The organism is Picosynechococcus sp. NKBG15041c (assembly GCF_055380235.1).
The window spans coordinates 2480839-2504632 of the sequence record NZ_AP040363.1 but is presented as its reverse complement, the minus strand read 5'-3'; the positions used below and the strand labels follow the sequence as shown (position 1 = coordinate 2504632).

18 protein-coding genes are annotated in these 23794 nt (G+C 50.7%); 8 read left to right on the top strand and 10 right to left on the bottom strand.

What is annotated here, in order from left to right; genetic code table 11:
• Positions 1-237: 237 nt before the first annotated feature.
• Entirely contained in the window at positions 238-1578 is a 1341-nt protein-coding gene (gene aroA, locus ACZ45B_RS12005; protein ID WP_024545240.1) for a 3-phosphoshikimate 1-carboxyvinyltransferase, read from the top strand.
• 170 nt (positions 1579-1748) lie between these two features.
• On the opposite strand, the gene hemJ is transcribed toward aroA, so the two are convergent.
• Both hemJ and ACZ45B_RS11995 read right to left on the bottom strand, forming a co-directional pair.
• On the bottom strand, positions 1749-2363 hold the full coding sequence (hemJ, locus tag ACZ45B_RS12000; RefSeq protein WP_024545239.1) for a protoporphyrinogen oxidase HemJ: 615 nt from the start codon (positions 2361-2363) through the stop codon (positions 1749-1751).
• A gap of 88 nt (positions 2364-2451) precedes the next feature.
• Positions 2452-3162 (bottom strand): hypothetical protein, encoded by a 711-nt coding sequence (locus ACZ45B_RS11995; protein WP_024545238.1) that lies wholly within the window; start codon positions 3160-3162, stop codon positions 2452-2454.
• 122 nt (positions 3163-3284) lie between these two features.
• Here ACZ45B_RS11995 and ACZ45B_RS11990 point away from each other — a divergent pair, with 122 nt between their 5' ends.
• The gene (locus ACZ45B_RS11990) at positions 3285-4094 is read left to right on the top strand and encodes an OmpA family protein (protein ID WP_024545237.1); all 810 of its coding nucleotides are present in this window, start codon (positions 3285-3287) and stop codon (positions 4092-4094) included.
• 17 nt (positions 4095-4111) lie between these two features.
• The gene (locus ACZ45B_RS11985; RefSeq protein WP_024545236.1) at positions 4112-4489 is read left to right on the top strand and encodes a DUF2358 domain-containing protein; all 378 of its coding nucleotides are present in this window, start codon (positions 4112-4114) and stop codon (positions 4487-4489) included.
• A gap of 329 nt (positions 4490-4818) precedes the next feature.
• Here the strand turns inward: ACZ45B_RS11985 and ACZ45B_RS11980 are convergent, their stop codons facing one another.
• From ACZ45B_RS11980 to ACZ45B_RS11965, 4 genes are all read right to left on the bottom strand, one after another.
• Positions 4819-5490, bottom strand: a complete 672-nt coding sequence (locus ACZ45B_RS11980; protein ID WP_024545235.1) for a Mo-dependent nitrogenase C-terminal domain-containing protein — start codon at positions 5488-5490, stop codon at positions 4819-4821.
• Positions 5491-5688: 198 nt separating this feature from the next.
• Entirely contained in the window at positions 5689-6792 is a 1104-nt protein-coding gene (locus ACZ45B_RS11975) for a response regulator (protein ID WP_464674876.1), read from the bottom strand.
• A 184-nt stretch (positions 6793-6976) separates the two neighbouring features.
• Entirely contained in the window at positions 6977-8743 is a 1767-nt protein-coding gene (locus ACZ45B_RS11970; RefSeq protein ID WP_236612412.1) for an RluA family pseudouridine synthase, read from the bottom strand.
• Positions 8670-9548: a glycerophosphodiester phosphodiesterase gene (locus ACZ45B_RS11965; protein WP_158505976.1), complete on the bottom strand. Its 879-nt coding sequence runs from the start codon at positions 9546-9548 to the stop codon at positions 8670-8672. The genes ACZ45B_RS11970 and ACZ45B_RS11965 overlap by 74 nt, the downstream gene beginning before the upstream one ends.
• Before the next feature lie 100 nt (positions 9549-9648).
• On the opposite strand from ACZ45B_RS11965, the gene ccmA reads away from it, so the two are divergent.
• Complete coding sequence (gene ccmA / locus ACZ45B_RS11960; protein ID WP_024545232.1) at positions 9649-10503, top strand: heme ABC exporter ATP-binding protein CcmA; 855 nt, start codon at positions 9649-9651, stop codon at positions 10501-10503.
• A gap of 8 nt (positions 10504-10511) precedes the next feature.
• Here the strand turns inward: ccmA and ACZ45B_RS11955 are convergent, their stop codons facing one another.
• The 3 genes from ACZ45B_RS11955 to glpK all read right to left on the bottom strand — a co-directional run bounded on the left by ACZ45B_RS11955 (position 10512) and on the right by glpK (position 14112).
• Positions 10512-11096, bottom strand: coding sequence for a Uma2 family endonuclease (locus ACZ45B_RS11955; RefSeq protein ID WP_201766573.1), 585 nt, complete (start codon positions 11094-11096; stop codon positions 10512-10514).
• A 69-nt stretch (positions 11097-11165) separates the two neighbouring features.
• On the bottom strand, positions 11166-12416 hold the full coding sequence (gene stpA / locus ACZ45B_RS11950; protein ID WP_024545230.1) for a glucosylglycerol 3-phosphatase: 1251 nt from the start codon (positions 12414-12416) through the stop codon (positions 11166-11168).
• A 136-nt stretch (positions 12417-12552) separates the two neighbouring features.
• Positions 12553-14112, bottom strand: coding sequence for a glycerol kinase GlpK (gene glpK / locus ACZ45B_RS11945; protein ID WP_315862118.1), 1560 nt, complete (start codon positions 14110-14112; stop codon positions 12553-12555).
• Positions 14113-14445: 333 nt separating this feature from the next.
• Between glpK and ACZ45B_RS11940 the strand changes: the two genes are divergently transcribed.
• The gene (locus ACZ45B_RS11940) at positions 14446-15888 is read left to right on the top strand and encodes an MFS transporter (protein WP_024545228.1); all 1443 of its coding nucleotides are present in this window, start codon (positions 14446-14448) and stop codon (positions 15886-15888) included.
• Here ACZ45B_RS11940 and gghA read toward each other — a convergent pair.
• On the bottom strand, positions 15885-18428 hold the full coding sequence (gghA, locus tag ACZ45B_RS11935; protein ID WP_024545227.1) for a glucosylglycerol hydrolase: 2544 nt from the start codon (positions 18426-18428) through the stop codon (positions 15885-15887). The two genes, ACZ45B_RS11940 and gghA, sit on opposite strands and share 4 nt — an antisense overlap.
• Positions 18429-19233: 805 nt before the next feature.
• Here gghA and ggpS point away from each other — a divergent pair.
• The 3 genes from ggpS (at position 19234) to ACZ45B_RS11920 (ending at position 23702) form a co-directional block, all read left to right on the top strand.
• Complete coding sequence (gene ggpS, locus ACZ45B_RS11930) at positions 19234-20736, top strand: glucosylglycerol-phosphate synthase (protein ID WP_024545225.1); 1503 nt, start codon at positions 19234-19236, stop codon at positions 20734-20736.
• Between the two features lie 126 nt (positions 20737-20862).
• Positions 20863-22563: a glycerol-3-phosphate dehydrogenase gene (gene glpD / locus ACZ45B_RS11925; protein ID WP_024545224.1), complete on the top strand. Its 1701-nt coding sequence runs from the start codon at positions 20863-20865 to the stop codon at positions 22561-22563.
• 197 nt (positions 22564-22760) lie between these two features.
• Positions 22761-23702, top strand: coding sequence for an NAD(P)H-dependent glycerol-3-phosphate dehydrogenase (locus tag ACZ45B_RS11920; RefSeq protein WP_024545223.1), 942 nt, complete (start codon positions 22761-22763; stop codon positions 23700-23702).
• Positions 23703-23794 lie beyond the last annotated feature (92 nt).

Here is a 23794-nt window from a genome sequence, read left to right as displayed (position 1 = left end):
TCGCCTGCTGCTTCTTGTTGTAACAGAGAATTTGGCAGCCGGTGATCCCGGTTGTCAGGATATTTTGACTTTTAACGATTTTAGTGGGTTTCAAGGACTTTTAGTGTCATCAAATTGTAACTTTTGGTATCTGGATAAGCCTTTGTACTTAGCAAAAAATTGATTTTTGCCTAGGCCATAGGCAAGGGATTTCGAAATCCGCTAAGATGACATCGCCCATTTGTCACCTCCAGCACGATGATTCACCTCGAAACCGTTTCTTCCCACCAGCAGCTCACGATTACCCCACCCGTTTCAGGGGTGAGTTTGCAGGGAAGAATTCGGATTCCGGGGGACAAATCCATTTCCCACCGGGCGTTGATGTTGGGGGCGATCGCCCAGGGGGAAACCATTATTGAAGGTTTGCTTTTAGGAGAAGATCCCCGGAGTACGGCGGCCTGTTTTTCGGCGATGGGGGCAAAAATTTCTGAACTCAATGAAACCGAGGTGCGAGTTGAGGGGATCGGTCTGGGGAATCTCCAGGAACCGGACAATGTTTTAGATGCGGGCAACTCCGGCACAACCATGCGTTTAATGCTTGGGCTGTTGGCCTCTTCGCCGGGGAAATTTTTCGCCGTCACCGGAGATCATTCCTTGCGATCGCGGCCCATGTCCCGGGTGGTCAATCCCCTTAAGGAAATGGGCGCCCAAATCTGGGGTAAAAAAGGCAATACCCTTGCGCCCCTCGCCATTCAAGGGCAGCAACTCAAGGGCATTCACTACCACTCTCCCATTGCGTCAGCCCAGGTCAAATCCTGCGTGCTCTTAGCGGGCCTTTTGGCCGATAGTCCTACCACTGTCACAGAACCGGCCCTTTCCCGGGACCACAGCGAACGGATGCTCCGCGCTTTCGGCGCTCACCTCACCATTGACCCTGAAAGCAACAGTGTTACCCTCGAACCTCGCCCCACTTTGATCGGCCAAAAAGTAATTGTTCCTGGAGACATCAGTTCAGCGGCCTTTTGGTTGGTGGCGGCGGCGATTACTCCAGACTCTGACCTAACCATTGAAAATGTAGGCATTAATCCGACTCGCACCGGCATTCTCGAAGCGCTGGAGCTGATGGGGGCCGATATTGCCTTAGAAAATGTGCGGGAAGTGGCCGGGGAACCAGTGGCCGATCTGCGGGTGAAATATTCCCAGCTTAAGGGCTGCACCATCGGCGGCGCGATTATTCCTCGCTTGATTGACGAAATTCCCATCCTGGCTGTGGCTGCTTGTTTCGCCACTGGGACAACTCTCATTAAAGATGCGGAAGAATTACGGGTCAAAGAGAGCGATCGCCTGGCGGTAATGGCCACAGAGCTTACAAAAATGGGCGCAAAAGTAATTGAACATCCTGACGGTTTAGAAATTGCTGGGGGTGTAACGCTGCAAGGCGCCGAAACCGATAGCTACACTGACCACCGCATTGCGATGAGTTTGGCGATCGCCGCCCTCAATGCCCAAGGCGCCACCCAGATTTATCGAGCTGAAGCCGCTTCTATTTCTTACCCCACCTTCGTAGAAACCCTCACGGGCGTGTGTCAGGCAGGGTAGATCAACAATAATGAGCGATGCTGATTTTCCCAAAGCATTGCAGAGGGGATCAAAAGTTTGGGTCTAAAGCTTTGTCCTAGAGCGATAGCTTGGCCACAAAAAAGCCCCCAGCAGATTATTAAAGCTGAGGGCTTTTTTGGTCGATGTGAAGATCCCTAAAAAAAAGCAAGCTATGGATTGGAAGTCGCCACTTGACTTTGGGCTTCCCGGAGTTTTTCTTGGTCTTGGCGCCGTTTTTTCGCATAAAGCTGGATTGCTGCGGCCATGAAAACAATCAGGGCAAGAATCAACCCACCAGTCCAGTTGAGGGGCAAATTATTTTTAAAGACTGCTAGCATCACAATGGTTACTAAAAGCAGGGTTGGGGCTTCGTTGAGGGCGCGGAATTGTTGACCACTCCAGGTGCAAGTGCCAGCTGCTAGTTGACCCATGATCCGCCCACAGAAAAAGTGGTAGACCAATAGCAGGGCCACGAGTGCAAGCTTGGCATGGAGCCACCAGGATTTTAAGATCGCGGGCTCGGTGCTAACAATGGCGATCGCCATGGCGACGGTCACAAACATTCCCGGTTGGGTAATGATGTTATAGAGGCGTTTTTCCATTAATTCGTATTGCTTTTTCAGGATGCTCCGGGCGGGTTCGGGTTCCTGTTCGGCCTCGGCATGGTAAACAAAAAGACGCACCAGATAGAACAACCCGGCAAACCACACCACCACACCGATAATGTGAAATGCCTTAAACCAAAAGTAAGCCTGGGGAGCGATCGCTGACCAAAACTGTGTCATAGCAGGTTTTGATAAAAATCTTGATACTGTTTTTAGTCAGTTTAAAAGGGTCGGGGGGCGATCGCCTGGATTTTTAGGGAAGTTGAAACTAAATGTTAAGATTCCCTTCACTCCCTGACCAAGCATAGGTGAGAGGATCTCCGTACACCACTCCGTGGTCTTCCGTTGCTAAATTGGTATCACCATCGAGACTGACCCGCCAGATAGGCCAGTCATCCTGGCCCATGATGCCTGTTTGAAACAATACATCCTTGGCATAGCGCTCACTCCAACCCAATAAAATCGCATGGCTATATTCCCCTTCGATGTGTGGCTGGAGAGTGTGACTCTGTTGACTCTTGGCATCCCAAACCACGGCAAAATCAGACATTACACCACTGCCAAAATAACCTTCAAATTGCCTCGCCAGGAGCCGCTGGCCATCCGCAGACCAAGAAATAGGCATCAAGAGTGAAATAGTGCCTGGTGTATCAGTGTGCGGGGCTTCTTGGAAGGGGTGGGGCGCTAGGGGTGATTGGGTGACAACGGTGCTGAGGACCCCTGTCTGTAAGTTTTCGACAAATACGATGCTATTGATACGACTTTGTTGGAGACAAGGCCGTAATTCTAAGTGGATACGACTGTAGGCAGCATATTGTTGACGGCCATTCGTCAAAAGGGGACTGCGATAGACCTCTGCGCCATTATGCTGGCCTGCAGCCACCGCTGCCTGGGTCTCTAAGATCCATTGCCAGGGGATCGGGAAAGGACTGTGGAGTGGATCTGTAATCAGCTGGGAAGAGGAGGCAGATATAGACATGATCTCGGTGGAGAAGAAGCTGGCCAGAAATATGAAATTGATTGGGCAGGACGCTTTGAATAAACCCTAACGCTAATGTCTATGGCACATTAGAATTAACGGTAAATATTGTGCTGATTGCAATGAGTGCTGTGAGTTCATCTTCACCCCACCCCCCTGTAGCGTCAACGACGTCCCGCGTTTCTGTAACAAAATGGATCATCGCCATCTCCAGTCGGAGTCTGATCTTGGTCGGCTCTGGGGTCGGGGCGATCGCCTTAGGCCTGGTGACAGGTCAGCTGATGCCACGGGTGAATCCAAAGCCGCCATTATTTCTACGGTTATGGACAACCAATACGGCCCCCGGCCCGAAACCGACACTCAATGAAACCATTGTGAATCTTTCGAATGAAGAGCGGGCCGCCATTGAACAAGAAATTACTGGAATCCGCGCCCAATTGGATGTCCTCGAAGCACGCACCCAACGGCTTGAGGCAGAATTAGACCTCGATCGCCAACGGGCTAATTTGGGCGATCGCCTCAGTAATTTAACAACCCTCTTAGCCACTGACCCCAGCAGTTTTGACCCAAGTGCTGTCACTACGCCAGAGGCGGCCCTTGCGGAACCATTAAAAATCACCCTCCCCAGTAACACCCTCTTTACCCCTGAGGGAGAACTGGCCGCTGATGCCCCGGAGATTCTTGGGGCGATCGCCAGCGACCTCCAACAGCAGGACCGTCAAACCATTGCGATTGCTGGTTACCAAACAGCTGAAACCCCCGAAGCCGCGACCAGTCTTGCGCGACAGCAGGCCCAATCCGTCCAGCGCTATCTCACCGAAGCACTCCCCAGGGATTACCGTTGGTTAGTAGTGGGCTATGGCCTCACTGCCCAAACTGAGGCCACCACTAACCCCTCCCAACAGCCGCGCATTGAAATCAGTACCCAGTAATTGAGGCGCAAAGACCCATGGATATTCTTGAGATGTTGCGCCAGGATTACCAGCGTTTTCCCCGAGATCAAACCTTTAGTCTCTATAGCGCTGATGTCTTTTTTCAAGATCCCCTCAATCGCTTTCGGGGTCGAAAACGCTATGAAAAAATGATTGCATTTCTGGCACGGTGGTTTCGCAATATTCATTTAGAACTTCATGATCTCCGCCAGGATCAGCGCACTATTCGCAGCGATTGGACCCTTTCGATGACTTGCCCTTTACCCTGGCAGCCCCGTCTTCAGATTACGGGCTACAGTCTCCTGGAATTAAATGATCAAAACCTGATCACTGCTCACGTTGACCATTGGCGATCGCCTCCGGTAAAAATTCTCCAGCAAATTTTTCAGTCGTAAAAAATGAGAAGCATTTTTTAGACTATCTACGCCAAAATACGGTTTTTTTAGGTTGCATCTAGAGAAGCAGGCGTTTTATTATGAAGGAAGTGCAAAGCTCCTCTCCGTTTAACGCAACTGTCGCAAGTTGTTGATGGGGTTTAGGGATTTAGAAAAAAGGCATCTCCACTTTGGATAATTTATGTAGCCTAGACTCCTAATCGTCGCGATAGGGTCTGGGTTCTTTTTTTGTGCCCCTGTTCTGCCGATGTTGAGTTGAGTAGGGCAAGACCGGTAAGTCGAGGTAGAAAATTCGTTCGGGAAATATTGGGGCAATATCAGAAAAATTTTCAAATAAATTCCGTGATATCTTCTTGACAATCATCGGCAAGATAGGACAGAGAACGAAAGCGCAGACCCACAAGTTGCTCATAGAGGGGATTCAGCTTGCACATCGGCGGAATGTGGACAATTTTTTTCCCGAAGAGTTTGATATCCCGTTCAAAAGGACATTGGGGTGGCACCATCTTACAAATGAAGCGGGCAAGGCGGGGATCATCAATGTCCATACCGTCGAGCCAATTACGGATAGGCTTAAGGGCATCAATCTGTACTTCTGGCTGGGGAGTTTCGGTGGTAATTTGCGCTGGGTCATAGAGGGTGGCTTCGAGGCTCTGGAGCGCCGACAGATCTATTCCTAGGGCCCTCCCAAAAGCCTTGATTTGATCTGCTTCGACGACGGAATAAACACCATCGGCGATCGCCATCATCACTGCTGTGCGTAGAAAATTTTCTCGGGTATGGTGATCTTCTCCGAGTTCAGCGGCGAGGTCGGGCCCTGTAATTGTTTTGAGCTCGCCTAAATCACCATGGGGAGCTAACTCATCCTGGGTTAAACGGGTGATTAATTCTTGCTCTTCTGGATCAAATTGGCCATCAGCCCAGGCGATGGTGAGCAGTCCCCGGAGCCAGGCGGTAATTTGGCGATCGCTATATTTTTTTGTTGTGTTAGCAGAACTCATATGACTCGTAAGGTTTTTGTAATTCTCTGATCTATTGTAAGCAAAGTAAATAGAAAATAAGCAAGTATCCTAACTGGGCTGACAATACCATTTAAGATGAATTTTTAGGCGGAGTTTAAATATAATTAAAGAGATTTTTAAGTTAGAAATAAAATTTTTTATGGGAAATTTCCTCTATTTTTTTGAAGTTAAATATTCCTATAGAATTCCCAAGGTAAAATAAAATTTTGTACCTTGGTCGGGTTCCCCTTCTGCCCAAATATCACCACGATGCACTTCAATAATTCGCTTGACAATCGCTAAGCCAATACCCGTACCAGAAAAGTCTGACTGATTATGGAGTCTTTTAAAAGGGAGAAATAACTCTTCTTGATTTTCTGTTTGAAAACCTGCGCCATTATCTTGAATACAGTAGGTTTGAGCTGAAATTTTATGAAATTGAATTTTTGCAATTGCCACTTTACTGCTGTATTTCCAGGCATTTTCTAGTAGGTTTTCCAAGGCAACCCTGAGAAGAGCATGATCACCAATAACAAATAAATCAGGTTCGATGGTGACCTCAACCTGTCGTTCTGGATTTTCAAACTGCAACTGCTGTATGATTTCTACAGCAATGGTGCTCATATTTAAAGTTTCAAGACTGAGTTTTTTTTCTTTGATTTCCGCTAGTCGCATCAACTCAGCAATAATACTACTCATTTCCTTAGCAGAAGTGGCAATGATGTCTAGCATTTCCAAGGTTTCAGCGTCAAGATTTGTGTTTTCATCGAGTAGTATTTCGCAAAATCCGAGCAGCTTAGTGAGGGGACGACGGAGATCATGGGAGACCATGTAATTAAAAGATTTTAGATCTTTATTGATGCGCTCTAATTCTTTGTTTTTTTCTTCTAATTCTTGGGCATTTCTCAGGATTTTTAGCTGATTTTCAACTCGTACTAAAACCTCATGCATATCAAAGGGTTTGTTGATGTAGTCTACCCCCCCGAGGGTAAATGCTTTGACTTTATCAAAAACATCATTGAGAGCACTAATAAAAACAATTGGAATTTTTGCTGTAACTGGATTTGCTTTGAGTTTTTGGCAAACAGTATAGCCATCGAGTACAGGCATTTTGATGTCTAGAAGAACCAAATCAGGGGGGTCGGCAGTGATCGCTTTGAGGGCTTGGTAGCCATTAATGACCTGGCGCACCTCATGGCCATTCTCTGACAAAATTTCCGAGAGGAGCTGCAGATTTTCTGGTACATCATCAACGATTAAAATATCGCCTTTGTACTTAAGATAAGAATCTTGATTGCTCATGCTTGGATTTGCCTCTTTGACCTGGGTGATTGTGCGAAAGTAAGCGAATTGAGACTGGGCATTAAGCAAAAAAAGTTACTGTAATGCTTCTTCTCCTATTCTATGAACTTTTTTGTGAAGAATATAATGATTTCAAAAAGACTAATTGATTCACCTCAAGTTATTGAATTTTAAGTAAAGAAACTTAAAATTCAGTATTTTTACGGAGTTGGATTAAAGTGCCTGTTTGGGGATGTGTAAAGCTGAGGGCGATCGCCTGGAGATGGAGGCGATGGGCGGTCAATTTTCCGTAGAGGCGATCGCCTAAAATTGGATTGTTTAACCCCTCGGGGTGGGCGCAGTGGACCCGCAGCTGGTGGGTGCGTCCAGTGATGGGCTTGAGTCTGAGACGGTGGCTGTCTAATCTGGTGAATTGAGTTTCGCTCGGTTTGCCCCGGTTCACATCGACTTTTTGCCGGGGGCGATCGCCTGGGTCGGCCCAGAGGGGCAGGGTAATTTTTCCTGTCTGGCGCTGAATCGGTCGTTCTAACAAGGCTTCATATTCTTTTTGCACCGTGCGGGCGCGAAATTGGGTTTGTAAATGTTGCTGGGCCTCGGCCGTTTTTGCAAAGAGCAAGATGCCAGAGGTGTCTTGGTCGAGACGATGCACCAGGAAAATATTGTTTAAATCCCGGCGCAGGCGCGAAAAAGCACTGTCATAGGTGTGGCTACTGCGCCCCGGAATCGACGGCAGACCCGCAGGTTTATGGATCGCAATCAGACTGTGGTCTTCGTAGATAATCTCTAGGGGCATTTCTGGGGCGGTGAGAATCTTTTGGAAGGAGCTTCCCCCCAGACCAGAGAGCAAAAAGCCGAGGATCGGTTGGCAGCGTTCTGTGCAGGCGAGATAAAAGTTGCCTACCTGTTTATCGCCTTGGTCTCGGCCCCACCAAAATTCCGCCATGGCCATGGGTTTAAGCTGGTGCTTTGCGGCGTAGTTCAGCAACTTGGGGGCGCAGCAATCCCCCGTGCCCGTGGGTAAACCTGTGGGAAACAGATCGGCGATCGCCTTCGATTCCCCGTGGAAATTTTTCAGGCGATAAACCCGGTGCATTTGTTTTTGGAGATTGCGAGATAGGGTTTTGCGGCGCTGACGGAGGGTTTGCAGTTGATGGTCGGCCTTTTGGATTATCGCTTCGAGTGGTTTAAGTTCTTGGTCTCTGGCCCGTTTTAAATCCTGTTTACGGTTGCTTTCATGGCGGCTTTCTTCTTGTAAATTTGCCAGGGCTTCGGTCAGGGCGGCCCCGGTAAAATTAGCTTGGTAAAAATCTCGTTTTTGTTGCCTGGTTTGTTTTTTCTGGCGGCGTTCCTGGTTAAAGCGCGCGATCTTAGCCTGCCATTGTTGTTGTAAGGTTTGATAGGTTTCCCGCTCTGGCAGGGTTTCGAGCTGGTGAATGTCTTGGCGAATCTGACGCAACTGGGCGAGGATTTCCTGCTCTTCTAAAATTAGGCGATCGCCTCCATCCATGGGGGGAACCCAACCGGGGCGGACTTTTTCTCCTTGCAATAAGCCCGAAAAAGCCTTGAGAAAAACCGTTTCCCCCGTGGGCGTTTCCCCTAACAGCACCCCATACATTTTTCCTTCCCAACTAAAGGCTGGATCCCTTTGCAGTTCGGCCATGAGCCGTTGGGCGATCGCCTCCGCCTGCTTGGTGCGCGGTAAACGGCATAACTGTTTCGTTGCCGGACAAACCCCCTCATACCAAGCGGTGACGTGATCAAAACCCGGTTGTGGTTCGTAGGCAAACAGAGGAGCAGTCATGGCAGCCAGGGTATTTTTTAATAACAAATTACGAGCAAAGGGTCCATTGTAGAGGGAAATTTCCGGGGGCGATCGCCTAATCTCCCGCAGGAGATGGCACCTTGCTGGGCTGGAGACTTTGGAGATGCGATCGCAATTTCTGAGGGTCATCGGTAATCAAATAATCGACCCCCCCTTGGACCAAGCGATTGATTTGTTCGAGTTCCCGCTGTGCATGTTTTGGGCGGTCATGGCGATATTTCTGCGAAAAAATCGTCCAGGCGCCCACGGCCAACTGTTGCTGATGGAGCCGTTGAATGGTTTGTTTTTTAAACAGATTGATATTCAGGCTGACTAAACTGGCATCCAGAATTTTTTCTAGGAGGCGTGTTTCCGCCAAGCGCTGCAGTAGTGGATTTTTCGCGACCAAAGGCGAATAGAGAATCCCCGCTTCAAGAGGGCGGTGGGTCAGTTTTAGCCAGAACAATGACCAGAGGCTAAAAGATGTCACAAAAACCTCGTCTTGCAGGTGCATTTTTTCGAGCAGTTGGGCGACCGCAATCCCCGTTTTGCGCTGTTGGAGGTTGAGACGGGGCGCTTTCATTTCGATATTGATCAGCACCTTGCCCCGTAATTCCGCCAGCACATCCTCCAGACGCGAAATTTTTTCGGGCTGGGCATATTCATAAAGCTGGCGGCCCACTTTGAGGCTTGGCTGGATGTGTAAACGCTGGATTTCGGGCCAGGTCATCTCTGTGATTTTGCCGGTGACCCCGGTGAGACGCTTGGTGTAGAGGTCATGGAAAACAACTAACTCGCCATCTTTCGTCAAAAAGGTATCTAGCTCGACGCCATCTAAGCCTAGGGCGATCGCCTTTTGAAAACCGGCCATTGTATTTTCCTGATGATCCGTGACAACGCCCCGGTGACCGAAGATCAAAGGATGTCCAGAGGGCGGAAAAAATTTTGATTGCATCGCGGGCGAAAATCCTCGAATCACTTCCTCCCAAGGTAAAAAGTAACAGCGAGACAGGGCATAATGGGAACAGTAAACTTTACAAACAGTTACAAAATCCATGGCAGCGGCGGCGGTTTCCCTCGATCAGGTCACAAAGGTTTTCGGTAAAGTGCCGGTGGTTAATCAGCTTTCTTTTGATATCCAAGCGGGCGAAATGTATGGGCTACTGGGGCCGAACGGTGCTGGGAAGTCCACCACGATCCGGATGCTGATCACCCTGACAGAACCGACGAGTGGCAAAATTTACATCGCCGGGGAAGATGTCATGCAAAATCGCGCCCATGCCAAGCGCAATATCGGCGTGGTGTTGCAACAGATGAGCGTCGATGTGGATCTCACCGTCTGGGAAAATCTAGAATTCCATGGCCGCCTTCACCATATCCCTAATCCCAAGCGCCAACGGCTGATCCGTCAAGCCTTAGAATATGTGGAACTGAGCGATCGCCGCGATGCCCTCGTTAAAACCCTATCGGGGGGGATGAAACGCCGTGTCCAGATCGCCCGGGCCCTGTTGCATGAGCCGAAAATTCTCTTTCTCGATGAACCCACCGTCGGTCTGGATCCCCAAACTCGCCGCCGCCTCTGGGAAATTATCCGCAACCTCAACAAGAGCGGCATGACGATCCTGCTCACCACCCACTACATGGAAGAGGCCGCCACCTTGTGCGATCGCATTGGCATTATGGAAGCGGGTCGCTTGATTGATGAGGGTACTTTTGAAGACCTCCAGGCGAAACATGGCAAGGGATTAGTGGTGAAACAAAAAGGCGATCGCTGGGAATACAAATTTTTCCCGACCCTCCAGGAAGCCCAAAATCACCTCGATAGCTTGCCCGATAAAACCAGCATGATGGTGCGCGAGTCGAATCTCGAAGATATTTTCGTCGAGCTTACCGGGCGGCAATTGGATTAGCCCAGGGCTTACCAAATAGTGCTCAAATCCAGTTGAAAATCTGGCAGGACAGTTTCGCCATTTAGAAATTCCGGCAGCTCAAGCGTTTCCACAGGTTGATCAGGGCGATATACTTCAACCTGGTGTGTAGCACGGTTAATCAGCCAACCGAGCCGCGTCCCATTGTCGATAAATTCCTGTAACTTGGCTTGGGTGCGGGGCAGGGAATCTGTCGGTGAAAGCAGTTCAACGACAAAATCGGGGCAGAGGGGTAAAAATCTCGTCTTTGCTTCTGGTTCCAGGGTGTCCCAACGAGCGAGGGGAATCCAAGCAGCATCAGGCGATCGCATTGCGCCATTGGGTAGGATGAAACCCCCAGAAGAATCAAAGGCCATGCCCAGTTTTGTGTGACGATTCCAAGCTTGCAGTTGATAAGACAGCTCGATATTGCGGTTGCTGGTTTCGCCGCCGGTGGGGGACATAATCGCTAAATCTCCTTGGGCATTCCGCTCGAAACGGAAGTTTTTATTTTGTTGGCAGAGCTGAAAGAATTGTTCGTCGCTGAAATTGCAGTTTTCAAGGTTTAACTCAACTAAAGGAAGGGTCATGTCCATTGCCTTATCTCCCACCAGCGGGTTACTACTACTATTGTAGTGGGCTTGTTCAAGGCTCAAATTCACCTCCTATGTTCCACTTCGGTTTGCGGCGGCCCGTTGAAAGAGAGTGGTGTATTGCTCAAAACCGCCCGGAAAAGCGACGTTTATTTTCAATGGATCCACTGGATCCGTGATCCCCTCGATCACTTTCTCTTGATCCGCAACAACGCCAATTTTTAACGGGATTCGATTTTTCAGTTCCCCCTGGGAGCTGTCGATATACACCACCAAATTGCCACTCTTAGCCCATTGGCCGATATCTTGAACCAGTTGCAAAAATAGGCGATCGCTCCCGCCCCGTCTCACCTGATTCCCTTCAGTCTGGCTGGTCACCGTATCACCAACCCCAACGATGAGAGGCATTAACTGCGGATCAAAATTGTCTTGCACAAGCTGTAATAAATCCTCATGGTTTTGGGGTGCTTGGCGGGCATTGAAATTTTCACCAAGGGGATAATACTTTGCATGACGAGAGTAGTATTCATTGAGCAATACCAATACCCCTGCTTCTTTCACAGCACCGCGTACCATAAACTGAAAATCAGTTGTGCCAGAATCAGCACCAGTCGCAAAGCGGACCATTTCTATCCCGGTGTGATCGCGGCCTAGATTGGGCGCATAATGCACAAAAAAACTGTTGTCTAAATCCTGTTGGCTGGCTTTTTCTAACAAATCATCCAGCAAAGCTGCGATGGTGCGCTGGAGATCTTGGTAAATATCCAGGCGATCGCCTAAATATTCCGCGAGAACGTTTAGGTTTGCCGTCGGCGAAACGAGATTATCTAAAACCGACGCATGGATCAGCTCCGGTTGATTGTCCGTCGGAAAAAGATCGGGGTACTTTGCAAAAAATTGCTGCAGACATTGACCGATCAAATCCGGCACAGTCGCGAGAAAATTCAGTTCTGCTTGGCTGACTCCAGGATGGGAAATTTGGCCCTGATCAGTCTGCCATTGCACCCCCCCAGCAGCCAAGCCGGGCAGATAACTAATTTCATGCTTGGCGTCAATGTTCCGAAATGCCCGCTCGACGATACGATTGACACCCCGTTTCCCTCCATGTTCGCCATTGGTCAAAACAAAAAAGTGATCCTTAAATTTACGGGTAGCGCGGATGTAATCAGGGTCGATTGTGCGGGTGAGGGGATCTTTAACAAGGCCCATACAGACGCCATCAAGATCTTGAATAATCAGTAAATTTTGAGTTGTGCTCAGGGTTTCGAGAAAAGCTGCATGATCCAGGGAATAATGTTGGTCATGGAGCGCTAAAACAGTCATAAATCCTTCGTTAAGTGAGTGGTTTACATCCCCCTAAACCCATCCCTAGTCCTCCCTGAGGAGGGGAATAAAGGGTTGAGTGCTGTAAAAACAGAGGGAATTTCTCCCTCGGGGGAGATGCTGTAGGCAGAGGGGGTTAGACCCAATTTTTGGCGCGTTCGACGGCTTTTTGCCAGGTTTTAAAATACTCTTGAGCTTGGGTAGCATTGGCACTGGGTTTAAAGACGTGGTCAATTTTGCGATTTTGCACAAGGGTTTGGTAATCGTCCCAAAAACCGACTGCTAATCCGGCAGCAAAAGCGGCCCCTTGGGCGGTGGCATCAAGCATGGCGGGCCGTTCGACGGGGATCCCCAAGACATCGGCCTGAAACTGCATCAAGAAATTGTTATGGCAGGCCCCTCCATCAACCTTTAGCTCCTGGATCGGTGTGCCGGAATCTTGGTTAATGGCATCGACCACTTCCTTAACTTGGTAGGCGATCGCCTCCAGGACAGCCCGCACCAGATGTTCTTTTTTGACGCCCCTGGTCAAACCAAGGAAAGCACCCCGGGCGCTCATATCCCAGTGGGGCGCTCCCAGGCCGCTGAGCGCGGGCACAAAATAAGCGCCGCCGTTGTTTTCAACCGTTTGGGCGAGGGCATCAGTTTCGGCGGCGGTGTCAATAATTTGCAAGCCATCCCGCAACCATTGGATGCAGGCTCCAGCAGTAAACATACTACCTTCGAGGGCATAGCCGACCTGGAGGTTTGTCCCATCCCTACTGGGCTGGGTGCAAGCAATGGTGCTTAAAAGTTGGTGCTGCGATCGCTTAATTTGATCCCCCGTGTGCGCCACCAAAAAAGCCCCCGTGCCATAGGTGCATTTTAATAACCCCGGGCGATCGCAACCATGGGCATAGAGAGCCGCCTGTTGATCCCCAAAAATCGCAGTAATTGGAATAGCCGCCCCAAAGAGGGCAGGATCTGTGGTGCCAAACTCCCCCAGACTAGACTGCACCACCGGCATTATCTGGGCGGGGATGTCGAACAGAGCCAATAAGTCTGGATCCCAGTCCTGGGTCTGGAGATTGAGCAGCATTGTCCGGCTGGCATTGCTGTGGTCGGTGCGATGGACTTTCCCCCCCGTGAGGTTCCAGAGGATCCAGGTGTCGATGGTGCCCGCGAGGATATTTTCCGGCTTTACGGTGCTATTTTCCTGGGCCCAGTTTAGTAACCAATGTAATTTTGTTGCCGAAAAATAGGCATCTAAAACAAGGCCCGTCTTTTCATAAATTTCGGCAGCTTTCCCGGCGGCACTTAAGGTTTGACAGAGGGGGGCGGTGCGGCGGTCTTGCCAAACGATCGCCCGGTGGAGGGGTTTTCCGGTCGTTTTATCCCAGAGTAAACAGGTTTCCCGCTGGACGGTGAGGCCGATCGCCGCAATGTCGCGGACATCGAGATTATTGTTATTGAGCACCTGCCGGAGTACGGCCTGGGTATCGTTCCAGATTTCACTGGCGTCATGTTCGACCCAACCGGGCTGGGGATAATACTGGGTGAGCTCTTTGTAGGCTTGGGCGATGAGGTCGCCGTTGCGGTTAAACAATAAAGCGCGGTTGCCTGTCGTACCCAAATCTAACGCCAGGACATATTTTGAGGTAAGCATTGTTCCTTCAAGCTGATTTTTACAGGTCGGGTCAGGATTGCTGTTGCTCATCAGGGGAAAAATATTCCCGCAATTTCTACACAAAAAATCAAATCCTTTATGCCCGCATCGCTGCACCTAAACACCACAAGGGCGAGGGCGGATGATCACAACATCGGTCAGGCGATCGCCAACGCTAAAACAACTATTTTTTGGTGATCTGGGGCTGCCAAGGCGAGCTGATCCCAGGGGCAAAATCGCCGCCACAATAGGCCGATGCTTGTTGCTGAAACCTATTTTACTATGGCTGGCTTTATGGTCAGTTGACACAAAGATGACGCCGAGCAATCTTCCCCCGCCGGCGACTGAACCGGGGATAATAGTACTCTTTGCCCCCAGATACCCATGTCCGACGCGCCCCAGTCTCCCACTTCCTTTCAGTTGCCCGCCCTGACCCCAAGTACACAAATGGCCTATGGTGCTGGCACGGTCGGCGTTTCGATGACGGGGAACATCCTCGTTTTTTTTGTGCTGTTTTTCTTTACGGATGTGGCCGGCCTACCTGCTGACAAAAGTGCCTTAATCCTGGTGGTGGGTAAGGTGATGGACGCCATCAGTGACCCGATTGTCGGCTGGCTCAGTGACCACACCGATTCCCGCTGGGGCCGGCGGTTCCCTTGGATGATCTTTGGGGTGGTGCCCTTTGCCCTATGTTTTGTCGCAATGTGGATGATTCCGAATTTGGGGACGGATGGCCTATTTTTTTACTACGCAACCCTGGCGTTGATTTTTAACACAGCCTACACGGTGATTTTTTTGCCCTATGTGGCCCTGACCCCAGAGCTCACCTTTGATTACAACGAGCGCACCCAGCTGAATGGTTTTCGGTTTACCTTTGCGATCGGCAGTAGTATTCTCGCCTTGGCTTTGGCCCAGGGGATTTTTCGCCTCGTTCCAGATATTGCCCAACGGTATCTGGTTTTAGCAGTGATCACGGCGGCGATCGCCTTGGGGACGATGTATTGGTCTGTGCGGGGCACATGGCAGCGGGTGCAACTGATGGAACAGTATCGGCGGCAGCACAAACAGCGCTATCAACCGCGCCTATCTCTGTTGCAACAGGTGCAAATTATTTTTAGCAATCGCCCTTTTTTGTTGGTCATGGGGATTTATCTTTGCTCCTGGCTGGGGGCGCAACTGACGGCGGTGGTGATGCAATATTTTGTGGTCAGTTGGATGGGGCTTTCGGATTTTGTTTTTACCCAATTCGCCTTGGTGGTGCAGGGCACAGCTTTGGGGATGCTATTTATCTGGAGTCGCCTCAGTCGCCGTTGGGGAAAACGCACCGTTTATGCCCTGGGGATCGGGCTTTGGGTTGTGGCCCAGGCGGGACTCTTTTTCCTGCAACCGGGGCAGGTGGGCTTGTTGTTTTGCCTCGGCTTTATGGCGGGCTTAGGGGTATCGACGGCCTATTTGATCCCCTGGTCGATGTTACCGGATGTGATCGAACTCGATGAGCTACGCACGGGGCAGCGCCGGGAAGGAATTTTTTATGCGTTTATGGTGATGCTACAAAAGTTGGGGATCGCCTTTGGGATCTACATTGTCGGTCAGGCGCTCAGTTTGGCGGGTTACATTGAGCGAGTCCCCGGTAGCCCGCCTGCCGTGCAACCAGATTCGGCCCTCTGGGTGATCCGTTTAGTGATTGGCCCCTTTGGTACAGTGCTGCTGTTGGGGGGTTTGATCCTGGCTTATTTTTACCCGATTACGGCAACTGTCCATGCTGAAATTCGCCGCCAGCTTGAGGCGGGTGATCGCCAACAGATTCCCACTGAAACGAAGCCCTAGGATTCAGACGGCAGCCGTTCAAGGATTACCCCCTGACCCTGGTGGAGGGCAAAGCTGCGTAGGCCTGCCTCTCCGTCAGCGATTTCTAAACCGGGAGAGGCGATCGCCACTCGCCATTGGGCCAGGTCTAGCTGGAGCCAGTCACCAGGGGTAATGGTGGTGGGCTCTCCTTCCATGTGGGCAATCATCACTATTTCTTCGGGGTCGTCCGCCTGGGGGCCAGTACGCAACCCGTAGAAAATCGTATGGTCATCGTTACTGAGGCGATTAAAGCGATCGCCTTCCTGCAAATTGTGCCGGAGCCAGGGGTGGGCGCGGCGATAGTCCCGGAGCGAGAGATTAAAGGCGGCCTGGGCCGGATCGACGCGATCGCCGTGGTGGGACACCCGACAAACTTCGTGGCCATCTTCCATAAAGGCCATGGCGATGGTTTTCAATTTCGCCACCGTTAAGTGATCCAGAAATGCTTGGTGCTCTGTTTCACCGATCGCCTGTAGGGGTTGAATTTCACAAACGCCTTCGCGATCGCCAAGGCACCGTTGACAGAGGAGCGCTGTTTTTTCCAGGTCATAGTCCGTGGCGATCAGGGCTTCATTGAGGGCCGCCATAAACTCCTGCAGGAAGTCTAGATCTGTAAAACCCAACTTCTTTAAACCCGTGAAGGCCCAGGGCCGATTAAACAATTCTGGGGTCACCTGCCAGGCGAGGAAATTGACCTCCTCAGCGGCCACCTTTACCCCATAGAGCTCGTCGGTGTTGCGGAAAAAACCCCAGGGCGATCGCATCAAAGCATTGATAAAATCCATCGGCAGCCCCGGCATAAACCCATAGACCCAAAGGCTGGTGGCGGGGTTATCGTAGGCATTGAGAATCACCTCATTGAGGGTGTCCCCTAGATGCCAGTTAATATCGGTGGTCCCAGGATCAATCTGATTTCCCCGGCGCACGGTGTCATGGTTTGCACAACCGGTAATCCAGCGATCGCCCTGGAACATCACCTCAATAATCCGGTTCCATTTGTAATCCCAGAACCCCTTGAGGGTTGGCGTATTGTGGGCAAAAATCAATGGCCCCCACTGGTAGGATTCAGGGCGGAGCTCCACTAAATCCCGGTAGGTGGATGTATGTTCCCATCCGTCATCGGGCCAGGGGCGACCATCCTCAAAAATCGTAAACAAAAGCCGTTGGTGCGGGCCAATTTCCTGCACCACATCACTCATGGCCAAAAGGTAATTATCATCCTGCTCTACCCGCCCGGAGAGGGGATTGAAGAAGCGGAAATCCTGGCCCCCGTCGATGCGAATGCCATCGGCCCCGGAGTTAATGCGCCGCCGTTGCAACTCCAGTAAAATCGCCCGCACCTGGGGAATCTGGTGGTTCAGATCCTGGCCATACATATTTGGCCCCTTGAGGTATTGGGGGTTGATCAACTCCAGGGCTTGGTTGTCAGCGTGGCCGTAGACGAGGTCATAGATGACTTGGATCGGCCCCGTAGAAAAATTATGGAGGGTACTGACAAAATCGACGAGTTCATCGGGTCGCAAACTGTCGAGAATTGTCGGATTTGTTGCTGCTGACCCCAAAATCGGCACATCATAGCCCCAATTTTGCGTTTTTGGCTTCCGGAGGGTAATTTCAATCTCTATGCCCGATTCGATGTGGCCCATTTCAATGATTTCATTGGGGGCGATCGCAAAAAATTCGTGGGGGCGATTGTCCTCTTCAAGGCGATATTCAATGGTGGGCTCGATGGGGAGCAATTGTAGGGCGTCGTAGCCCAGATAGTTCTGTTCCGCTGGGGAGAGGGTTTCCCCGGTGGCTAATTTGTCCGAGAGGTGCCGATAAATTTTCGTTAAACCCGCTAGGGTTCCTTCCGGAGAAGCAGTCTTGAGATGCACCTGCAAAATATTAGTCGGTGCCGGGATCCGGGGCAGGGTTGCATCGACATCCTCTAGCAAGGGACGATCCCAGGGGGCTTGGTCTGGATCAATGGCCGTGGCATGGTTAGCAAAATACCCTAAATCTGGCCGCTGCCGCTGTAGGCTGTCGAGGTCGTAGAGTTCCGCAGGGCCAAAGACTCCATAGGGCAAAGACACTGCGAGCACATCCCGAATCGTCGAGAGTTTATCCTGAATTCGGTCAACATGGCGCAGCCAGTAGAGGGAGCCCAACTGTTGGCGATCGCCTGGCCTCAGACCCGCAATCACCCCCCAGCAAAATTCTCCTTGTTGTTTCAGTTCAACGCAGTCACGACGACAGCGGATCGCCTGGGTCGGCGCCGAAAAATCCACTGGCTCTAGGGGCGTAAATACTTCCAGAAAAATATCACGGTTAGTTTGGATCACTTCCCCGGTCAATTCCGGCGTCCAGAAACCGACCTCCGTGAGGCCGTCTGTGCGGTAGTGGGCCCCGAGACGCCTTGCGAGGCGCTGTGCCTTGTGAAAATAACTTTCATCACTATGGGTGATCTGGTCGGCCCAATCTAACAAAGTTTGGGTGGCGGCTTCGATAAGAGTGGGCTGTTGAAATGTCCTGTTCACGCTTTCAATATACTTTCAATGTAACTGTCACAATAATAGGCACTGTGGCCCCGGCTGATTTTCCCCAAGGATCACGCTGGTGCGGTCCTTCGCTACTGGTCCATCTCCATTCCCTAAACCATCAGAAAATCTAAAGTCTTTTGCTTCTCGTATTTGGAATAATCAAGAATTGCTGACAAGATTAGGGCATTTTTTTATCGGCAAACTTGGAGGCGATCGCCCCAGAGCATTATCTCAAAAAACATTAATCGAGTCACCAAAACATCTCAGTATTGTCAAAATACTGCTGTTTTGATCACTCGATTTAGATAAATATTCCCTGATAAACAGTAGAGTTTCAGGCAAAAATTGACTTTCTTCGAAATATAAGATTGCCAGCTTTGCTTCTAAATCAAGCCTTCTGACCATAGTAGACATTTCTTTTGTCAACGACAAGCCATCATCAAATTCCACAAAACACAAATCTGAAAAAATGCTATAATGTCTAAGTGTCTAACTGAATATTCTGGCCATTTTCGCCTATTTTGAATTTTTTCTAGGTTAATGAAGCCTCTATTTGGCATCACGAAACCAAATCTTCAGGACAAACTCAAGCATCTTTGACCTAGTTTTTGGCGGCAAAATTCAACGACATTTTTTTGCCCCTAGGTACCTAGATCCTTGTACTTTTTGCCTTGTGTAATACATCTCGATGTTGACCATGTTGTAGGCCCGGGGTTAACCATAGCCCCCCTGTCAGGCGCAATGGCCACCGATGTTTCTTTTCGACGTTTTATCGATTCAATTCCAACCCCTGGAGGTCTTAATGAAAGCTTCTCTCGTCATTCTCTACCATAGGGAGCCCTATGATGAGGTGCGTGAAAACGGCAGAACCTTCTACCGTGACAAAACCAGTCCCAATGGCATTATGCCGACCCTCAAAAGCTTTTTTGCCAATGCAGAGCGCAGTACCTGGGTCGCATGGAAGCAGGTGGCCGAAAAGCAACAGGAAACTTTCCAGACGAAAATGGCTTACCCCGGCCAGGAAAATTCTGTCGTCCACCGCATTCCCCTCTCGGCAGACCAGGTTAGAAACTTTTATCACATCACTTCCAAGGAAGCTTTTTGGCCCATCCTGCACTCTTTCCCCTGGCAATTTACCTATGATTCTTCGGATTGGGAGAACTTCAAACAAATCAACGAGCTGTTCGCCGAAGCTGCCTGCGAAAATGCCGATGACGACGCTCTCTTTTGGATCCATGATTACAATCTCTGGCTGACTCCCTATTTCATTCGTCAACGCAAGCCCAATGCCAAGATTGCTTTCTTTCACCACACCCCTTTCCCCAGCGTAGATATTTTCAACATCCTGCCCTGGCGTGAGGCGATCGTGGATAGTCTACTCTGCTGCAATCTCTGCGGCTTCCATCTGCCCCGCTATGTGCAAAACTTCGTCGCCGTGGCCCGGAGCCTCCGAGAGGTAGAAATTACCCGTCAAGTACCTGTGGATGAAAATGCGTTTACGGCGGTGGGGACAGCCCTGGCCGAGCCAGAGATCACGACCCAACTGCGCTACAAAGATCACCTGGTGAACCTCGACGCTTTTCCGGTGGGAACAAATCCGGCCCAAATCCGAGCCCAGGTGGAAAAAGCCGAAACCCAGGAACGGATTCGCAAAATTCGCGAGGAACTCGGCAGCAATAAGCTCATCATCTCGGCGGGTCGGGTGGACTATGTCAAAGGCACCAAGGAAATGCTCCTTTGCTATGAACGACTACTGGAACGGCGCCCGGAACTGCAAACCAAGGTGAATCTCGTGGTGGCCGCAGCAAAAGCAGCCTCGGGCATGCGGGTTTATAAAAATGCCCAGAGTGAAATCGAGCGACTCGTGGGACGCATTAATGGTCGCTTTGCAAAACTGAACTGGACACCGATTCTCCTGTTTACCAGTGCTCTTTCTTATGAAGAACTCCTGGGTTTCTTTGGGGCAGCAGATATCGCCTGGATCACGCCCCTACGGGATGGTCTAAATCTGGTCGCGAAGGAATATGTGGTCGCCCATGGCTGTAATGATGGGGTTTTGATCCTTTCGGAATTTGCAGGGTCGGCGGTGGAACTACCGGATGCGATTCTGACCAATCCTTACGCGGCGAAGCGGATGGATGAATCTATCGATGAAGCCCTAGCGATGTCCCTTGAGGAACAGCAACGGCGGATGAAGGGAATGTACCAAGCCATTCAGCGCTATGACGTCCAGCAGTGGGCAAACCATATGTTCCGGGAAGCGAAGGCGGCGGCCGTACTTGGGAAAGAACCGGCCCTCGTGTAAAGCGGATTGCCTGGGTTGTGCTGCGGGCGGTAATTTCTCCCCCAGGATAACCCCGGCAATCCCAAAACCACGACTAACCGCAATTCAAACTGACTCAATTTTTGCTCCGATTCCCAACGGTGACCCATGCGAGATTTTTCAACCATTCAAAAGACAACGTATGATCTGATTATTATCGGTGGCGGCATCAATGGTGCTGGGATCGCCCGGGACGGCGCGTTGCGGGGCCTCAAAACGCTTCTCATTGAAAAAGATGACTTTGCGAGCGGCACCACCAGTTGGTCTACCCGGTTGATCCACGGGGGGCTGCGCTATTTGGAATATTTAGAATTTCATCTGGTACGGGAATCCTTGCACGAGCGGGAAGTCTTGTTACGCACGGCGCCCCACCTAGTGCAACCGCTGCAAATGACGATTCCTCTCTACAAGGGAGCAGCGCGCGGCTACTGGCTGATCCAGGCGGGAATGTTGCTCTATGACATTCTCAGTTTTGATAAAACTGTGCCTTCCCACCGGATGTTGAGTGCCAGCAAATTTAAAAATCTATTCCGCACCGTGCGATCGCCTGATTTAGTCGGTGCGGCCCAATATTACGATGGCCAGGTGGAATACGCTGAGCGGCTCTGTTTAGAAAATGTCCTCGATGCCCAGGCAGCGGGGGCGACGGTGCTCAATTACACCGCTGTCACCACCCTGGAACGGGATACCAATACGGGAAAGATTCAGGCGATCGCCTGCCGTGATCAGCTCACCGGAGAAACCTTCACTGTCCAGACCCAGACCAGCATTGTGGTCAATACTTCCGGCCCCTGGGTCGATGAAGTCTGTCGCTTGGGTCAGGAAAATAATCAACCGAAACCCGTGGGCCAGACCCCGAAGATGGGCGGTACAAAGGGCAGTCATATTGTGGTGGATCCGTTCCCCGGTGCGCCCCAGGCCGCCCTCTATGTGGAAGCGGCCAGTGATAATCGCCCTTACTTCATCATTCCCTGGCTGGGTAAATATCTCATTGGCACCACAGATCTGAAATATTCTGGCAGCCTAGACCACGTCAAGGCCAACAATGACGAAATTGACTATCTTTTGGCGGAAACCAACCGCATTTTACCCACAGCCCAACTGACCCGGGCCGATGTGAAATTTACCTATTCTGGGGTGCGGCCCCTGCCCTATGTGGGGGACAAAAATCCCGGGAGCATCACCCGCAGCCATATTCTCTTTGACCATACCCGCGAAGGGGTCAGTAATCTGATTTCTCTCATTGGCGGTAAGCTCACCACCTACCGGCAAGTGGGCGAAGAAATGGTGGATCTGGTACATCGCAAGTTAAATCGCCCGGTCCCCCCTTGTCCCACCCGCAAAAAATTGCTGCCTGGGGCGATCGCCGCCGATGATCAGGTCATTGAAAAAATGATCCACCGCTACAGCGGCACCGTAGAACGTGCTTCAATTCAGCACTTATTCCGGATTTACGGGGCCAAGGCTCCCGCTGTGCTGGCCCTTGTGGATGACGCCTCTGATTTAGGCGATCGCCTGGTTCCCTATTTACCAGATATCAAGGCCCAGGCCGTTTATGCGGTGCGCTTTGAACTGGCCCAGACCCTAAAGGATATTTGTCGGCGGCGGACCACCCTATCGATGCTGGCAAACTACGGTTATGACGCCTTACCTGCTTTGGTGGATACCCTGCAAACCCATTGCGGTTGGGACGAAACCGAAGGCGATCGCCAAGTGGCCGCCTACAAGACCTTTATCGAACAAAACTGTTTACCAGACTATTGCCTCGAGCCCAAAGGCGATCGCCAACAAGCAGAGGTTTATTCCTGAATTGATTCTTGAATTTGAAAAATCCTTTCCCAAAGCCCTGCGCAGTTTGAGGGGCTAAACACCCAAGATTTCCACTTTTTGATTGCATTGTGACTATCACTTTTTTGAGAAAATAAACAGACACCATGACTTCTACAATTTCTCCCCAAGAAACCCCGACCTTAAATGCCGTTGTCCCTGTGAGGCGTCCAAACCCTGTGAATACAAACCGTAAAACCATCGCAATGTTGGGATCTGGCGCTTGGGGATCGGCCCTCGCTACCCTAGCTGCTGTTAATGACCATGCGCTACGGATCTGGTCTCGCCAAGGGGAACTCTCGCTCCAGGCGGCGATCGCTGGCGCCGACATTATTATTTCAGCCATTTCTATGAAGGGGGTGGCGGATGTAGCGGAACAACTCAAGGATCTTTCCCTGCCCAAGGAAACCATTATCGTCACGGCGACCAAGGGCTTAGACCCGAAAACCACCCGTACCCCGTCTCAAATTTGGCAAGAAACCTTCCCCGAAAATCCTGTTGTCGTGCTCTCTGGGCCGAACCTGTCTAAGGAAATTGAAGCGGGTCTCCCTGCCGCCACTGTGGTTGCGAGCACTGATCTTGAGGCCGCCGAAACAGTACAAACAGTTTTTGCTTCTGACTGCTTCCGGGTTTATACCAACAATGATCCCCTGGGGACAGAACTGGGGGGCACGTTGAAAAATGTGATGGCGATCGCCGTGGGGGTTTGTGAAGGGCTCAAGCTCGGTACCAACGCCAAATCGGCCCTGATTACACGGGCTCTGCCAGAAATGATTCGCATCGGCACTCACCTAGGGGCACAACCGGAAACCTTCCTCGGTTTAGCAGGTTTAGGCGATATGCTCGCCACCTGCACCAGCCCCCTCAGTCGCAACTATCGGGTAGGTTATGGTCTGGCTCAGGGTAAAGATTTAGAACAAATTTTAGAAGAGCTCGGCAGCACCGCCGAAGGGGTTAATACAACTGCTGTGTTGATTGCGATCGCCAACCGGGAACAAATCCCCATTCCCATCGCCCGCCAAGTGTATCGACTGCTGAAGGGGAAAATCACCCCGGCGGAAGCGGTGAGTAATCTCATGGAGCGGGACCTCAAGGCTGAAGCTTGTGACCTGTTGGATTAACCTCTCAACTGGAGCACCGTGAAAATCTGGAGGGCGATCGCCCTCTTTTCTTTGCACCATTCTTGGGCAGAAATTATGCTACATTCGCACCA

Bases quoted from the DNA above. Each gene is read 5' to 3' on its own strand.
- aroA (WP_024545240.1), top strand. From the start codon at position 238: ATGATTCACCTCGAAACCGTTTCTTCCCACCAGCAGCTCACGATTACC.
- hemJ (WP_024545239.1), bottom strand. From the start codon at position 2,363: ATGACACAGTTTTGGTCAGCGATCGCTCCCCAGGCTTACTTTTGGTTT.
- ACZ45B_RS11995 (WP_024545238.1), bottom strand. From the start codon at position 3,162: ATGTCTATATCTGCCTCCTCTTCCCAGCTGATTACAGATCCACTCCAC.
- ACZ45B_RS11990 (WP_024545237.1), top strand. From the start codon at position 3,285: ATGAGTGCTGTGAGTTCATCTTCACCCCACCCCCCTGTAGCGTCAACG.
- ACZ45B_RS11985 (WP_024545236.1), top strand. From the start codon at position 4,112: ATGGATATTCTTGAGATGTTGCGCCAGGATTACCAGCGTTTTCCCCGA.
- ACZ45B_RS11980 (WP_024545235.1), bottom strand. From the start codon at position 5,490: ATGAGTTCTGCTAACACAACAAAAAAATATAGCGATCGCCAAATTACC.
- ACZ45B_RS11975 (WP_464674876.1), bottom strand. From the start codon at position 6,792: ATGAGCAATCAAGATTCTTATCTTAAGTACAAAGGCGATATTTTAATC.
- ACZ45B_RS11970 (WP_236612412.1), bottom strand. From the start codon at position 8,743: ATGACCCTCAGAAATTGCGATCGCATCTCCAAAGTCTCCAGCCCAGCA.
- ACZ45B_RS11965 (WP_158505976.1), bottom strand. From the start codon at position 9,548: ATGCAATCAAAATTTTTTCCGCCCTCTGGACATCCTTTGATCTTCGGT.
- ccmA (WP_024545232.1), top strand. From the start codon at position 9,649: ATGGCAGCGGCGGCGGTTTCCCTCGATCAGGTCACAAAGGTTTTCGGT.
- ACZ45B_RS11955 (WP_201766573.1), bottom strand. From the start codon at position 11,096: ATGGACATGACCCTTCCTTTAGTTGAGTTAAACCTTGAAAACTGCAAT.
- stpA (WP_024545230.1), bottom strand. From the start codon at position 12,416: ATGACTGTTTTAGCGCTCCATGACCAACATTATTCCCTGGATCATGCA.
- glpK (WP_315862118.1), bottom strand. From the start codon at position 14,112: ATGAGCAACAGCAATCCTGACCCGACCTGTAAAAATCAGCTTGAAGGA.
- ACZ45B_RS11940 (WP_024545228.1), top strand. From the start codon at position 14,446: ATGTCCGACGCGCCCCAGTCTCCCACTTCCTTTCAGTTGCCCGCCCTG.
- ggpS (WP_024545225.1), top strand. From the start codon at position 19,234: ATGAAAGCTTCTCTCGTCATTCTCTACCATAGGGAGCCCTATGATGAG.
- glpD (WP_024545224.1), top strand. From the start codon at position 20,863: ATGCGAGATTTTTCAACCATTCAAAAGACAACGTATGATCTGATTATT.